At 71.8% G+C, this 13,323-nt stretch carries 14 protein-coding genes; 6 read left to right on the top strand and 8 right to left on the bottom strand.

Translation table 11 applies throughout. The features are described 5' to 3' along the window. Position 1: 1 nt before the first annotated feature. Together Phou_RS29020 and Phou_RS29015 are read right to left on the bottom strand one after the other, a co-directional pair. Positions 2–859 (bottom strand): alpha/beta fold hydrolase, encoded by an 858-nt coding sequence (locus Phou_RS29020; protein ID WP_173061523.1) that lies wholly within the window; start codon positions 857–859, stop codon positions 2–4. Further along, the gene (locus Phou_RS29015) at positions 856–1,611 is read right to left on the bottom strand and encodes a 3-hydroxybutyrate dehydrogenase (protein ID WP_173061520.1); all 756 of its coding nucleotides are present in this window, start codon (positions 1,609–1,611) and stop codon (positions 856–858) included. Before Phou_RS29015 ends, Phou_RS29020 begins: the two co-directional genes overlap by 4 nt. Positions 1,612–1,737: 126 nt before the next feature. Between Phou_RS29015 and Phou_RS29010 the strand changes: the two genes are divergently transcribed. Next, complete coding sequence (locus Phou_RS29010) at positions 1,738–3,192, top strand: alkaline phosphatase PhoX (protein WP_173061517.1); 1,455 nt, start codon at positions 1,738–1,740, stop codon at positions 3,190–3,192. A gap of 34 nt (positions 3,193–3,226) precedes the next feature. On the opposite strand, the gene Phou_RS29005 is transcribed toward Phou_RS29010, so the two are convergent. The 5 genes from Phou_RS29005 to Phou_RS28985 all read right to left on the bottom strand — a co-directional run bounded on the left by Phou_RS29005 (position 3,227) and on the right by Phou_RS28985 (position 8,118). Next, positions 3,227–5,002, bottom strand: a complete 1,776-nt coding sequence (locus Phou_RS29005) for a lysophospholipid acyltransferase (RefSeq protein WP_173061514.1) — start codon at positions 5,000–5,002, stop codon at positions 3,227–3,229. Positions 5,003–5,063: 61 nt separating this feature from the next. Then, positions 5,064–5,909 carry an alpha/beta fold hydrolase gene (locus tag Phou_RS29000; RefSeq protein WP_173061511.1) on the bottom strand — a complete coding sequence of 282 codons (846 nt, stop codon included), beginning with the start codon at positions 5,907–5,909 and terminating at the stop codon, positions 5,064–5,066. A gap of 49 nt (positions 5,910–5,958) precedes the next feature. After that, positions 5,959–6,870 carry a hypothetical protein gene (locus tag Phou_RS28995; protein ID WP_173061508.1) on the bottom strand — a complete coding sequence of 304 codons (912 nt, stop codon included), beginning with the start codon at positions 6,868–6,870 and terminating at the stop codon, positions 5,959–5,961. Continuing rightward, positions 6,860–7,360, bottom strand: a complete 501-nt coding sequence (locus Phou_RS28990) for a SigE family RNA polymerase sigma factor (RefSeq protein WP_173061505.1) — start codon at positions 7,358–7,360, stop codon at positions 6,860–6,862. The genes Phou_RS28995 and Phou_RS28990 overlap by 11 nt, the downstream gene beginning before the upstream one ends. A gap of 65 nt (positions 7,361–7,425) precedes the next feature. Continuing rightward, a complete protein-coding gene (locus Phou_RS28985) occupies positions 7,426–8,118 on the bottom strand; it encodes a TerD family protein (RefSeq protein ID WP_173061502.1) in 693 nt (230 codons plus the stop codon). Between the two features lie 98 nt (positions 8,119–8,216). Between Phou_RS28985 and Phou_RS28980 the strand changes: the two genes are divergently transcribed. The 3 genes from Phou_RS28980 to Phou_RS28970 all read left to right on the top strand — a co-directional run bounded on the left by Phou_RS28980 (position 8,217) and on the right by Phou_RS28970 (position 11,118). Next, positions 8,217–9,986 carry an ABC transporter ATP-binding protein gene (locus Phou_RS28980; RefSeq protein ID WP_246273932.1) on the top strand — a complete coding sequence of 590 codons (1,770 nt, stop codon included), beginning with the start codon at positions 8,217–8,219 and terminating at the stop codon, positions 9,984–9,986. A gap of 59 nt (positions 9,987–10,045) precedes the next feature. Further along, positions 10,046–10,465, top strand: coding sequence for an MmcQ/YjbR family DNA-binding protein (locus Phou_RS28975; RefSeq protein ID WP_173061499.1), 420 nt, complete (start codon positions 10,046–10,048; stop codon positions 10,463–10,465). Between the two features lie 74 nt (positions 10,466–10,539). Further along, the gene (locus Phou_RS28970) at positions 10,540–11,118 is read left to right on the top strand and encodes a dihydrofolate reductase family protein (RefSeq protein WP_173061496.1); all 579 of its coding nucleotides are present in this window, start codon (positions 10,540–10,542) and stop codon (positions 11,116–11,118) included. A gap of 65 nt (positions 11,119–11,183) precedes the next feature. Here the strand turns inward: Phou_RS28970 and Phou_RS28965 are convergent, their stop codons facing one another. Then, on the bottom strand, positions 11,184–11,636 hold the full coding sequence (locus Phou_RS28965; RefSeq protein ID WP_173061493.1) for a DUF5980 family protein: 453 nt from the start codon (positions 11,634–11,636) through the stop codon (positions 11,184–11,186). 211 nt (positions 11,637–11,847) lie between these two features. Between Phou_RS28965 and Phou_RS28960 the strand changes: the two genes are divergently transcribed. Continuing rightward, complete coding sequence (locus Phou_RS28960) at positions 11,848–12,405, top strand: ArsR/SmtB family transcription factor (RefSeq protein WP_173061490.1); 558 nt, start codon at positions 11,848–11,850, stop codon at positions 12,403–12,405. Continuing rightward, complete coding sequence (locus Phou_RS28955; protein ID WP_173061487.1) at positions 12,398–13,285, top strand: SRPBCC family protein; 888 nt, start codon at positions 12,398–12,400, stop codon at positions 13,283–13,285. The genes Phou_RS28960 and Phou_RS28955 overlap by 8 nt, the downstream gene beginning before the upstream one ends. Positions 13,286–13,323 lie beyond the last annotated feature (38 nt).

Genomic DNA, 13,323 nt, shown 5'->3' with positions numbered 1-13,323 from the left:
GTCAGTTCGCTCCAGGATCTGCGAGGGCGGCGGCGACCTCGGTGGCGCCCGGGTCGTCGAGCAGGATGGTGTAGTGGTTGGTGCCCGCGAGCGTGCGCAGCGGGATCCGGCCCGCGATCGCCTCCGGGTCCGGGTAGAGGGGTGCCGGCTCGTCGAACATCCCGCGTTCGGCGCGCAGGAACACGGCGGGACGCTCAAGCCGCCGCCACGCCTCCGCCGGCGACTCGCCAAAGTTCAGGTCGAGGTAGTCCTGCCGCATCGCCTCGGCTGACACGCGGCTGCGCAGCTCGGGCTCCACGCCGGTGAGGTCGTAGTCCACATAGGACTCCATCGCGGCCGACCAGGTGCGGAACGCGGGATGCTGCCGCCAGAACTCGTGGTACGCGGCCCGGTCGGCGAAGCGCATGCTCAGCCGCCGCGCGGCCGCACCGAGCGCGGCTTCCAGCTGTTCCTCGGGCGTGCCCGCCCGCGGTGGCGGCAGCGGCGGTCCGCCGTCCACCAGCACCAGCCGGCTGACCCGCTCCGGGTACAGGTCGGCGAGCACCAGCGCGACGAAACCGCCCATCGAGTGTCCGGTCACGACGGTGCTGGAGACGCCGAGCGCGTCCAGCACGGCCACGCAGTCCGCCGCGTGCCGCCGCATGCCGTACGGCCCGGGCAGCCCCGCGCTGCCACCCCGACCCCGCAGGTCGGGCGCGGCCAGGGTGCCGGCACCACCGAGCCGGTCGGCGACCACGGCCCACGCCAGGTGCGAGGCGGTGATGCCGTGCACGGCCAGGCGGACCGGAGCGCCGTCGCCCCACAGCCCGACGGTCAGGTCACCGCCGTCGGCCGGCACCGTGATCCGGCGGTACCTCATCGGGCCGTCCAACCGCCGTCGAGCACCAGCGACGTGCCGTTGACGAACGAGGCGGCGTCGGAGCACAGGTACCGCACCGCCTCGGCGACCTCCGCGGGTTCGATCAGCCGCTTGATGGCCGGCTCGGTCAGCATGATCTTCTCGACCACCTCGGACTCCGGGATGCCGTGCGTCCGCGCCTGGGCCACGATCTGGTTCTCCACCAGCGGGGTGCGCACGTACGCGGGGCAGATGGTGTTCGACGTGACCCCGCGCGGTCCGCCCTCCAGCGCGAGCACCTTGGACAGCCCCTCGATGCCGTGCTTGGCGGTCACGTACGCGCTCTTGTACGCCGAGGCGCGCAGCCCGTGCACGGACGAGATGTGGACGATGCGCCCCCACCCCCGCTCGTACATGCCGGGCAGGAGCCGCCGGACGAGCAGGAAGGGTGCCTCCACCATCAGCGCGAGCATGCGGTGGAACATCTCCGGGGGAAACTCCTCGACCGGCGCGACGTGCTGGATGCCGGCGTTGTTGACGAAGATGTCCGCCGACAGGTCGAGCTCGGCGAGGCGGGCCAGGTCGGTGAGGTCCGCGACGATCGCCTCGCCCGACCCGCCCAGCTCGCCCGCGACGTCGTGTACCCGCTCGTCGCGATCCATCAGCACCACCCGCGCGCCGGCGGCGGACAGGGCCTGGGCACACGCGGCACCGATGCCGGACGCGGCGCCGGTCACGACCGCGATCCGCCCGGCTAGATCAACTTGCCCCATGTAGGGATGGTACGGCGCTGCGCCGTCGCCGGGACGATGCCGAGTCTTTACTCCGATGTCGCGTCAGCGTCGGTCCGCGGGAGTTGGCTGCTGGACGTTGCACCTCTGCGAACAGGAGATACTCACGTGCCAGCCTCTCGCCGCAACTTCCTGGCCGGCGGCGCCGCCGCCGGAGTTGGCCTTGCCGTCGCCGGTGGCATCCCGTCCCTCGCGCAGGCCCACCCGAGCCGGCCCCGGCCGCCGGCCGGCGGCGGTCACAAGCCTTTCCCGCCGCTCGTGGACGACCCCGACGGCATCCTCGCGCTGCCCGAGGGCTTCAGCTACGCGATCGTCACCCGGGCCGGCGTCACCCGCCTCGACCGGGGTCAGGGCGTGACGCCGGCCGACCACGACGGCATGGCCGTCTACGACGCCGGTCACGGCCGGTACACCATCATCCAGAACCACGAGATCGACCCGGGCGCCGAGTTCGGCGTCCCGCACGTCAAGGGCACGGTGTACGACCCGGGCGCGGTCGACGCCGGCGGCTGCACCGTGATCCGGACCGACCGGGCCGGCCGCAACCTCGGCGAGTTCGTCGCCATCTCCGGCACCGTGAGCAACTGCGCCGGCGGGCCGACGCCGTGGGGCACGTGGCTGACCTGCGAGGAGACCGAGGACCGCGCCGGCGACGAGTGGGAGGAGGGCGACCGGTCCGGCGTCTTCCAGAAGGACCACGGCTACGTCTTCGAGGTATGGGCCGACGGCAGCGCCGACCCGCGGCCGATCAAGTGCCTCGGCCGGTACGCCCACGAGGCCCTGGCGGTCGACAAGGACCGCACGAAGATCTACCTCTCCGAGGACGCCGACGAGCCCAACGGCCTGTTCTACCGGTGGACCGCGCCGCGCGGCCTCAAGCTGGGCCCGCGCGTGCTGACCCGGCTGGCTCCGGACGCCGGCACGCTCGCCGCGATGCAGATCATCATGGACGACGGCTCGGTGCTGCCGGACGTGGCGTACCTGACCTCGGCCCAGCTCGGCCGCCCGTTCCCGGTGCGGTGGATCGAGGTGCCCGAGCGCGATGCGAAGACCACGCCGATCCGCGAGCAGTTCGCCGACGGCCAGGTCACCCGCGGTCGCAAGTTCGAGGGCGTGTGGGGCACCGACGAGGGCGTGTACGTCGTCAACTCCTATGCCTGGGAGGAGGGTGAGCTGCCCGCGGACGCCGCTGCGCACGACGGCATGGTCTGGTTCTACGACTACCGCGCCCAGACCATCCAGCTGGTCACCTACTTCCCGCACCAGGTCACGGCGGAGGAGGGCGCGCCGGCCAGGTACACCGACCTGACCTTCGACGGCCCGGACAACGTGACCGTCACCCCGTGGGGCAGCCTGGTGCTGGCCGAGGACGGCGCGGGCGCTTCGCACGTGCTGAGCTCGTTCCCCGGCGGCCCGACGTACGCCATCGCCCGCAACCAGCTCAACGACTCGGAGTTCTGCGGTCCGACGTTCAGCGAGGACGGCAAGGTCCTGTTCGTGAACATGCAGGACCCCGGCCTCACCCTGGCCATCACCGGCCCTTGGGAGAGGTACCTCGGCTGATCCGGAAGGTAGGGGCCGGGCCGTCGCCCGGCCCCTACCGCGGCTGTGCCAGCTCGGCGACCACGGCCATCCGGCGCAGCGTCTCGCGCAGCTCGTCGCGGAAGTCCGCGCGTCGCTGCCGCAGGTCCGGTGCCTCGGGATCCAGCAGGGCGCGGTGCCGAGCCAGCTGCAGCGCCGGCTTGAACAGCTCCAGCGACACCGACTCCTCGCTGGCCAGCCGCCCCTGCAGCGCCCACTGCCGGCCGACCCGCAGGCACTCGTCCAGGAACCGCGACTCGTCGACCTCGCCGTCCTCCCAGGCGGCGAGCCGGTCCGCCACGAGGTGGTAGGCATCCAGGAACGGCCGCAGCACCAGCGGGGCGATGAGCGGCTTGCCGTGCGCCAGCCAGCGGCGCGCGTCGGCCGGGGTGAACTCGTGCAGCCCGCCGCCGCCGTCCGGTTCGATGATCGACAGCTCCAGCGCCATCTGCTCGGCGAACTCGCGCCGGCGGGCGAAGAAGAAGTCGAACTTGAGCAGGTCGCGCAGGCGTAGCGCCTCACCGGTCGCGGTGGCCAGGCCGTCCGGGCCGCCTTCGGCCGCCGCCACCAGCGCGAGCTCCCCGATCGCCCGGTCGACGAGCATGTGGATCGCCGTGTTGCGGTAGAACGCGGCCACCAGGTGCTGGCCGGGACCGATGAGCCACACCGTGTCGGTACCGCCGTCGTAGCTGTTCAGCACGCCCGAGGCGGCAAGCTCCTGCAGGGTGCGGCGGACGGTGGCCCGGTCGGTGAGGTTGGCCGCGCCCGCAACCGGCCACCGGCGGGACCCGATGTAGCCGGCCATCGGCGCGACGGTCTCCAGCACGCCGTCCAGGGTGAGCGCGCGGTCGGCGGCCAGCATCGCCATGCAGACGACCGCGGTGACGGTCACCGGCGTCGCCTGGTTGATGCGGTGCGAGGTGGCCAGGGCGATCCGCTCGACGACGTGCCGGCCCTGCTGGTCGACGCCGCGCAGCTCGGCCATCCGCTCGCGCAGCGCGAAGGGCTCACCGAAGTCCAGGTACGCCCGGCCGAGCCGGTTGGCCTGCAGCCGAGCAAAGTTGATCAGCCAGCGGACGTCTTCGGGCCGCTTCCTGGCCCCGCGCGCCTCGGCGGTCATCGACCCGACCTCGTGCAGCTGCTCGTACACGATGGAGACCGGAACGACCATGGCTTCGGTGTCCGGCGCCGCGTCGAGCGCGTCCACCACGTAGCGCACGATGCCGTAGGTCGGCGGCCGCAGCTTGCCCGTGCGGGTCCGCCCGCCCTCGATGGACCAGCTCAGGTTTCTCCGGTTGCGGATCAGCTGGCCGATGTAGGCGCGCAGCGCGAGCTTGTACACGGGCTGGTCGCGCGTCGACCGGCGGATGTAGACGATGCCGGACCGGCGGGCCAGGTGATTGACCGGGAAGAAGTTGAGGTTTGCCCCGCCGAGGGTGAAGGCCGGGCTGAACCGGTGCCGCTCCAGCGCCACCGGTACGGCCGCGCCGTCCAGGTACGACCGGTGCGAAAACATGAACAGCAGCGAGTACTTGCTGTCCAGGCGGTGCAGCCGGCGCGCCGCCTCCTCGTCCACCAGCAGCTCGTGCGCCCGGAACATCCAGGTGGCAAACCTCGACCAGGCGCTCATCGCCCGCGCGCTGTGCATCGCGCCCATCTCGCGCAGGTAGCCGGCGGCCTCGGCGGTCACCTGGCCCGGGTCGCGGCCGAGCGAGCCGGCCAGCTCGGCCAGCCGTCCAGCGAACCCGTCGTCGGCCAGCAGCTGGGCGACCTCGGGAGTGTCCGTGGACATCAACCACCTCGCAGATCCGCGATCACAGTGTGGCGTGGCCAGGAAGCATAAAGGAAGCGGCTCAGGGGGTTTCCTGGAGGACGTGGTGCAGCACCTCGGCGCATTCCTCCGGCAGGGGGACGAAGCCCAGGTGGTCGCCGGGAAACTCGACCGGGCTCACGCCGAGCCGGGCGGCCAGGGCGACCGCCGCGCGGCTGGCCAGCTGCCCCTTGGAGGTGGCGCCGCACCCGATGACGATGCGCGTCGACGCCGCGCACAGCTTCTCGATGTCCGGCCGGTAGCGGGTGGTCGGGCGCAACAGGTGCGCGTAGTAGACGTGGGTCTTGGCGCGCTTTCGGTCTCGCTCCTCCGTGGACGGTTCACGGGGCGGTGTGCTCGTCCGCGTGGTCGGGGGCGCGGCCACGCCGGCGTGCACCATGTACACGTGCATCGCCTTGGCCCGCTCCGGCCCGTGCGTGCGGTACGTGTCGTAGATGTGTTCGACCTGGGCGTGCACCTGCGCGCGGTCGGCCAGCACGTCGACCACCGGCGGCTCGTGGGCCACCAGCGTCCGGACGAGGTCGGGGTGGGCGGTGACGAGAGCGAGGCCGACGACCGCGCCGCCGCTGCTGGCGAAGACGTCGACCGGCCCGCCGTCGAGGGCCTCCAGCAGCCGGCGCACGTCGTCGGCCTGCTGCTCCGGCGTCAGGTCCGACGTGGCGTCCTCGCGGGTGCTGTTGCCGATCCCGCGCGGGTCGTACGTCACGACGGTGTGCCGGTCGGCCAGCGCCCGGGCGAGCCCGGCGAAGCGGGCACTGTCCATTGGAGAGCCGAGCAGGAGCAGTAAGGGCCCGGAACCCCGGCGCTCGTAGTACAACCGGGCGCCGGGCACATCAAGGCTGTGTGCCGCCGGATCGACGTCAGTCATCGCGAGCCCTCCTCGCGAGCATGCTATCGCCAGCGGCACTTCCAGCGAGTCAGGTCGCTCGCTGCACGGCCTTGCGGGTCATCGTCTTCGTCAAGCTGCGGCTCCCGCCCAGGTCGGAGTTGGGTTGCACGGCGATGACGAGGTCGCCGACCCGGGCGATCCCCACCCACCAGCCGGGGTAGCCCGGTTCGGCGGCGGTGCCGGTGCCCACGTAGACGAGCAGGCTCTCGTCACCGGTGAAGTCGCGTTCGGCGATCTGCGCGCGCCAGGTCACCTGGTTGTCCGGTTCGATCGTGTACCTGGCGCACTGCGCGACCCGTGCCCGCACCTCGTCCAGGTACGCGTCGGCGCCGCCGGCCCGGTACCGGGTGACGGACGTGAAGCCGCCGACCTCCGGGCCGGCGTTGAAGTGCCGGAACCGGCCGGCTACCCGGTTCGCGGCGGAGCCGTACTGCTCGTTCGGGCGGCACAGGGCCGGGAATGACCTGGAATGCTTGGCCGGCTCCCACGCCGCGTAGCCGGCGAGGTCGTGGGTCATCGCGTAGCACTTTCCCCAGTCGCTCGCGCGCAGCATCATCGAGGCGGGCAGCGCCTTTCCTGCGGGCGCATCGCCGTCGTACGGATAGACCGTAACGTCGTCGCAGCCGGCCGGCATCGGCACCGGCGAGCCGACGGGGTAGGTCTCCTGCGGGACCAGCGGGACCGGGGGCGGCAGGGTGGGCGAGGGCGCCGGGGTGATGGTGTGGCCGGGCTCGGGGGCCGGTGCGACCGGGCCGGCGAGCAGTTGACGGGTGCCGATCGAGACGCCGCCGACCAGCACCGCGACCGCGACCAGGCCGGCGATCGCGCGCCGCCGGGTGCGCTGGTTGCCGCGCTGGCGCAGCCCGTCCGGCCCGGACAGGCCGGCGCGGTCGGCGTCCGCTCGCAGCGCGGAGAACATCCGATCCAGGTCAGGCGACATCGTTCGCCTCCGTCATCAGATCATCGAGTACGGCGGCGAGGCCCGTCCGCCCGCGGGACAGCCAGGACTTGACCGTCCCGGTGGACGACCCCGTCTCGACCGCGATCTCGGCCACCGACATGTCGCACAGGTAGTGCAGCGCGACCGCCCGGCGCTGGGCGGCGGGCAGGCGCCGCAGCGCGCTGACCAGCAGCACTGTGTCTTCGCTGGGCGCCGGGGCGTCGCCGGGCGGACCGGCGCGGCGCAGGGCCACCCGCCGGTTGCGCAGGCCCCGCCAGCTGTCGGTGGCGAGCCGGGTCAGCACCAGCCGTACCCATGCCTCGGTGTTGTCGTACTCGGCGAGCCGCCGCCACCGCTGCCAGGCCCGGATGTATGCCTCCTGCACAAGGTCCTGCGCCTCGGGCAGGTCACCGGTCAGGGCGAACCCGTAGCGCAGCATCCGAGCCGACGTCGCCCGGTAGAACTCGTCGAAGCCGTCCGCGTCGCGCATCTGCCCTCCCCACGTATCCCAGACACGACCGGCCGTGCGGGAGGGTTGCACCCGGTCGCCTCCGGTTATCTCAGCTGCGTCGCCGCGACGAGCACGGCCAGGGCCAGCACGACCACGATGACGACCACCGCCGCCCGGCTCGGGCCCGTCCGGACGGGCGCCACATCGTGGTCCCGCGCGGACGCCAGGTCGCTTGCCGGGCCCACGACGCCGAGGCAGCCGGCCACCACGGTGAGCAGGTCGTCGTACCGCTTCCCGCCGGCCGGGCGGCCGATCGCGGTCATGGTCCACGCCGTGCCGTCCCGGGTGAGCTTGGCCATGATCTGGGCCGTGTGCGGACCGGAGGCGCTGAGGTTGAATGACCCCAGCTCCTCGTCGCCGTACGTCTCGTCGACAAGCCGGCAGTAGGCGTCGCTGACCACGGAGAACCGCTGCCCGCTGTACGAGTTCACGGTGAACACCAGGGTGCTGACCGCCTCCGGCAGCTGGGAAAGGTCGACCCGGATCGACTCCAGATCACCCTCGCCCTCGCCGGTGATGTTGTCGCCGGTGTGCGCCACCGACCCGTCCGTGCTGGCCAGCTGGCCGTACCACACCTGGTCGACCAGCGTGCCGTCGGCGGAGTACAGCAGGACCGACGCGTCCAGGTCGACCCGTCCCCTGGTCGAGGTCCAGCCAAGGCCCATCCGGACCCGCGCCGGCTTGCCACGCGCCCCCGTCAGCGCCATCGTCTGGCCGGGCGTCAGAGCGATCGTCATCGGAGTCCGCCTCCTGTGGTCGAACCGCATCGGAGGCCGTCATTGTTCCAAGCCCGATCAATGACGGTTGTTCGCCGTCGCGCAGTACCGTGTGGACGGTGAACGACGTGGCTGCCGATGTCCCCGTGCGCGCCGACGTTCCGCCCTGGCGGGTCATGCTCTCGTTCATCCGGCCGCACGTCCTGGCTCTGGTGGGCGGCGGCCTGCTCAGCCTGGTGACCGGGGCGACCGGGTTGGCGCTGCCGCTGGTGGTCCGCGAGCTGATCGACGACCTGACCGCCGGCCGCCCGGTCGCGGCCGTGCTGGCGCTGATGACGGTGCTGGTGGTGGCCAACGCGGCGATCGGCGCGCTCGGCACGTACGTGCTACGGCGCACCGCCGAGTCGGTGGTCCTGACCGCCCGGCGCGGGCTTGTGGCGCGGCTGCTGCGGCTGCGCCTCGGCGTGGTGGAGAGCACCGAGCCGGGCGACCTGATGTCGCGCGTGACCGCCGATACCACGCTGCTGCGCGAGGTGACCACCAACTCCCTCGTCGGCGGCGCGACAAGCCTCATCACGCTAGTGGCCACGGTGGTGATGATGGCGCTGCTCGACGCGGTGCTGCTCGGCGTTACGCTCGGTGCGCTCCTCGCCGCGGGCGTCGTGATCGGCCTCGTCGTCCCCCGCATCAACCGGGCCGCCCGCCGGGCGCAGGAGTCGATCGGCGTGATCGGGGCGGCGCTGGAGCGGATGTTCGGCGCCTTCCGCACGGTCAAGGCCTCCGGCGCCGAGGAGCACGAGCAACGCCGCGCCGTCGAGGCGGCCGGCGAGGCGTGGCGGGCCAGCGTCCGCGCGGCCAAGTGGGGCGCGGTGGCCGGCAACACCGCCGGGCTCGCCGCGCAGGTGGCGTTCCTGGCGGTGCTCGGCACCGGCGGTGCGCGGGTGGCGTCCGGCAGCGTCGACATCGGCACGCTCATCGCGTTCCTGCTGTACGTCTTCTACCTGATGGCCCCGGTCAACCAGCTCGTCTCGGCGGTCACGCAGTACCAGGTCGGCGCCGCCGCGGTGGCCCGCATCCAGCAGGCGCACGGCATGCCGGTGGAGCCGACCGGCCCGCCGGCCGAGCCGCCGGTCGCCGGTGCCGCGCCGGCCACCGTCACGTTCGTCGACGTCCGATTCCGGTACCGGGAGGAGCTTCCCGAGGTACATCGCGGCGTCAGCTTCCACGTCCCGGCCGGCGGCATGACCGCGTTCGTCGGGCCGTCCGGCGCCGGCAAGACCACGATCTTCTCCCTCATCGAGCGGTTCTACGAAGCCGACGGCGGCGAGGTGCTCGTCGACGGCATCGACGTACGCGAGTGGTCGATCGCGGGGCTGCGGGCCACCATCGGGTACGTCGAGCAGGACGCGCCGGTGCTCTCCGGATCGCTGCGCGAAAACCTGCTGCTCGGTGCGCAGTGGGCCGGCGAGGATGAGCTCGTCGAGGTGCTGCGCACCGCCCGGCTCGACCGCCTCGTGGCCCGGCTGCCCGACGGGCTCGAGACCCAGGTCGGGCACCGCGGCACCAAGCTCTCCGGCGGCGAACGGCAGCGGGTCGCGATAGCCCGCGCGCTGCTGCGCCGGCCGAGGCTGCTCCTGCTCGACGAGGCAACCTCGCAGCTCGACGCCGTCAATGAGGCGGCGCTGCGCGACACCATCGCCGACGTCGCGCACACCACCACGGTGCTGGTGGTCGCGCACCGGCTGTCGACCGTGACGTCGGCCGACCGCATCGTCGTGATGGACGCCGGCGAGGTGCGCGCGGTCGGCACGCACGCACAGCTCGTCTCGGCCGATGCCCTCTACGCGGAGCTTGCCGCGACCCAGTTTCTCGCCGCGACCCCGTCGTAGCCGCCGCCATCGCGGCAAACACCGCGTGAATGTCGGACGGTCCGGCTAGCGTCCGAAACATGACCGGCCCCGCAGACGTGCCACCCGAGATCCTCGACATGCTCCGGCCGATCTGTCTCGGCCTGCCGGAGACCTACGAGGAGCCGGCCTGGGTCGGCATCCGCTGGCGCATCCGCAAGCGCACGTTCGCCCACGTGCTCACCGCCGACCCCGACCACCAGATGGCGTATGCGCGTGCCGCCGCGACCGGCAGCCCCACCTGCATGCTGACGTTCCGGTCGCCCGGCGACGAGATCGACGGCCTGGTCGCCAGCGGCCACCCGTTCTTCAAGCCCGGGTGGGGCGCGGACGTCGTCGGCATGGTCCTCGACGGGCGCGTCGACTGGGACGAGGTCGGCGAGCTTCTCACCGAAAGCTACCGCGTCCTCGCGCCCAAGAAGTTGGCCGCGCAGGTGGAGGGGCCACCGGGTCGGGCCTGACCGCGGCGATGAGTTTCGCCGCGGTCCCCGGTCTTACCCCTCACAGCCGATCAACCGCAGTCGAGGAGAGCACCATGGCAGCCACGTACACGTTCGACGTCTTTTCCAGCCTCGACGGCTTCGGCGCCGCCGGCGGCGACTGGACCGGTTACTGGGGCAAGCAAGGCCCCGAGCTGCTCGACCATCGCCTCGCCCAGTACAGCGAAGAGCAGCGGATGGTCTTCGGCGGCAACACGTACCGGGCGTTCGCGCGGATGCTGGCCGACAGCACCGCGGAGTCGGAGGTGCGTGACCCGTGGGTGACCCGGATGACGAGCCTCCCGGCCACGATCGTGTCGAGCACGCTGCAAGGGCCGCTCGACTGGGCGGACGGGACGCTCGTGAGCGGTGACGCCGTCGACGCCGTCGCCCGGCTCAAGCGCGAGTCCGACGTGCCGCTGCGCTCGCACGGCAGCTTGTCGATGAACCGGTCGCTGATGGCCGCCGGTCTTGTCGACCGCGTCCAGGTGACGCTCTTCCCGGTGATCACCGGCCAGACCGGCCTCGACCCGATCTTCGCAGGGGCGGCCGACTTCGACCTCGAGCTGATCGAGACCCGGACGCTCGACGGCCGCATCCAGGAGCTCGTCTACCGGCCCGCACTGCACGGCTGAGCCGGTCCACGCGCGGCGGCGGCCGCGCACCGAGTCGGGGTGCACGGCCGCCACGCCACCAAGATCTAGGCGCAGCCCCAGCGCTCCTGCACCTGGATCGTGACGGGCACGCTCTGCGTCACGGTCCCGTCCGAGGCTGTCAGCTCCGGCTGGTACACGCCGAACGGCAGCGGCGGCAGCGTCATCGCGATCAGGTTGAGCGCGACGTGCCCGTCACTCGAACCGGGTGGGATCGGCGCGTGCGGAAGGCTCGTGGTCGTGCCGGCGCGCAGGTTGCGCGCGCCGACCTCGATCGGTGTCGACCACTGCCCGTCGATGGTGATCCAGAAGTAGGTCCACCAGGACTCGCCGGCCGGGATACAGATCCGCTGTCCGATGCTGGCCAGCTGCCATGTCGTCGCCGGCGGAGTGGTGGTGGTGCTCGCGGCGGCGGCCGGCTGGCTGGCGACCAGTGCCAGCGTGAGCGCGGTGATCAGCCCGAGCGCAAGCCGGGCGAGGCTGAGGGGCGGTCGCGACATCGAAGCCTCCCAATACTGATCCTGTGGCGGCAAGGGCGGACATCGTCGTCAATCGATTGCCGCCTCCGGGGATCGCCAGCATATCGACTTATCTGGAACCACTCCGACGTGACATAGACACTCTTCACTATCGTCCCGGTTTCGGTGCCCGAACGACCTCCCGCCCGGGGCGATTGACAAAAACTTCTTTTACGTAAAGACTAGTTTTGCCATGAGAGACGTCGTCTACCTCGACAAGATCGAGCAGGCTGAGGCCCTGCTCAAGCCGCAGCGGATCGAAGTGCTGCGGCAGCTCGCCGAGCCCCGGTCGTGCACCGAGGTGGCGGCCGAGCTCGACCAGACCCCGCAGCGGGTCTACTACCACGTCAAGCGCCTGCTGGAGGCTGGCCTGGTGCGCCAGGTGGCCGAGCGCCGGGTGCGCGCGATCCACGAGGGGATCTACCAAGCGACCGGCCGGTCCTACTGGCTGTCCCCGAGCCTGGTGGGCCGGATCGGGCTGCGCCAGACCCGCGACCGCCTCAGCCTTGGCTACCTGGTCGACCTGATGGAGGGCGTCCAGGCGGACATCGCGGCACTCGACCTCACCCGGCCGGACCTGCCGTCGATCGGCGTTTCCGGAGACATCCGGGTGCGCCCGGAGCAGCGCAAGGCGTTCCTCGACGAGCTTCAGCAGACGTTGCGGGACCTGTTCACCCGCTACGGCGGGGCCGAGGGCGACGAGTTCCGCCTGGCCGTCGCCTGCTATCCCAAGGGAGATCCTGATGACTGAATTTGACATGCGCCTGAGCGCGGTCGTTCCGGCCGCACCCAAGGTCGTGCACGAGGCGCTGACGGACCCGGCCGCGATGCGCGTCTGGCTGGCCGAGCACGCGAAGGTCGACCTGCCCGGCAGATACGAGTTCTGGGGCCGCTTCACGCCGGACGGCGCCGAGCCGCACCAGCGCGTGCTGCACGTGGACGAGCGCACCCTCCGGTTCGCCTGGACCGTGGAGGGCGTGGAGACCACGGCGCAGTTCGAGCTCGCCGAGGACGAAGACGGCACGCTTGTCACGCTGAGCCAGAGCGACCTGCCCACCTTCGCGGAGGTGCTGGCCGACGAGGCCGGTGCCCGTGGCGCCCTGCAGACCTTCTGGACGCTGGCGATCGCCAACCTCGCCGACTACCTGGCCGGCCGCGAGCAGACGCCGAAGTGCGACTTCACGTCGAGCGAGCTGCGCGCCTCCGTGCTGATCGACGCGACACCGGAGGAGGTGTTCGACTCGATGACCCAGCCGGACCAGTTCCACCGGTGGTTCGGCGCCAATGTGGACATCGAGCCCTATGTGGGCGGCCGGTTCGCGATGGGTGGGTTCGACCTGGACCCCGGCGGGGCCAAGTTCGTCGAGTTCGAGCCGGGCCGCAAGGCGACGCTGCGCTTCGCCGACGGCATGACCGACAGCTGGGAGCTGGAAGGCGCGGACGGCAAGACCCGGCTCACCGTGGTGCAGAGCGGGTTCGACCCCGCCAACCCGCCGTACCCGGGCTGGACCGGCTGGCTGGGCGGCCTCGCCGCGCTGCGCCGCTACCACGAGCTCCCGCAGTGGCGCTCGATCTGGCGCCGGATCGAGATGGCCGGGGTGCCCGAGGGCATGTTCAGCTTCGAAAAGTGAGATGAGCGCCCCGGGACTCGTTCCGGGGCGCTCATCAG

The organism is Phytohabitans houttuyneae (assembly GCF_011764425.1).
GTDB classification, from domain to species: domain Bacteria; phylum Actinomycetota; class Actinomycetes; order Mycobacteriales; family Micromonosporaceae; genus Phytohabitans; species Phytohabitans houttuyneae.
This window is presented reverse-complemented; position numbering and strand designations above follow the sequence as displayed.

Excerpts from the sequence above, each read along its gene's own strand:
- Phou_RS29020 (WP_173061523.1), bottom strand. The coding sequence starts at position 859 with ATGAGGTACCGCCGGATCACGGTGCCGGCCGACGGCGGTGACCTGACC.
- Phou_RS29015 (WP_173061520.1), bottom strand. The coding sequence starts at position 1,611 with ATGGGGCAAGTTGATCTAGCCGGGCGGATCGCGGTCGTGACCGGCGCC.
- Phou_RS29005 (WP_173061514.1), bottom strand. The coding sequence starts at position 5,002 with ATGTCCACGGACACTCCCGAGGTCGCCCAGCTGCTGGCCGACGACGGG.
- Phou_RS29000 (WP_173061511.1), bottom strand. The coding sequence starts at position 5,909 with ATGACTGACGTCGATCCGGCGGCACACAGCCTTGATGTGCCCGGCGCC.
- Phou_RS28995 (WP_173061508.1), bottom strand. The coding sequence starts at position 6,870 with ATGTCGCCTGACCTGGATCGGATGTTCTCCGCGCTGCGAGCGGACGCC.
- Phou_RS28990 (WP_173061505.1), bottom strand. The coding sequence starts at position 7,360 with ATGCGCGACGCGGACGGCTTCGACGAGTTCTACCGGGCGACGTCGGCT.
- Phou_RS28985 (WP_173061502.1), bottom strand. The coding sequence starts at position 8,118 with ATGACGATCGCTCTGACGCCCGGCCAGACGATGGCGCTGACGGGGGCG.
- Phou_RS28975 (WP_173061499.1), top strand. The coding sequence starts at position 10,046 with ATGACCGGCCCCGCAGACGTGCCACCCGAGATCCTCGACATGCTCCGG.
- Phou_RS28970 (WP_173061496.1), top strand. The coding sequence starts at position 10,540 with ATGGCAGCCACGTACACGTTCGACGTCTTTTCCAGCCTCGACGGCTTC.
- Phou_RS28965 (WP_173061493.1), bottom strand. The coding sequence starts at position 11,636 with ATGTCGCGACCGCCCCTCAGCCTCGCCCGGCTTGCGCTCGGGCTGATC.
- Phou_RS28960 (WP_173061490.1), top strand. The coding sequence starts at position 11,848 with ATGAGAGACGTCGTCTACCTCGACAAGATCGAGCAGGCTGAGGCCCTG.
- Phou_RS28955 (WP_173061487.1), top strand. The coding sequence starts at position 12,398 with ATGACTGAATTTGACATGCGCCTGAGCGCGGTCGTTCCGGCCGCACCC.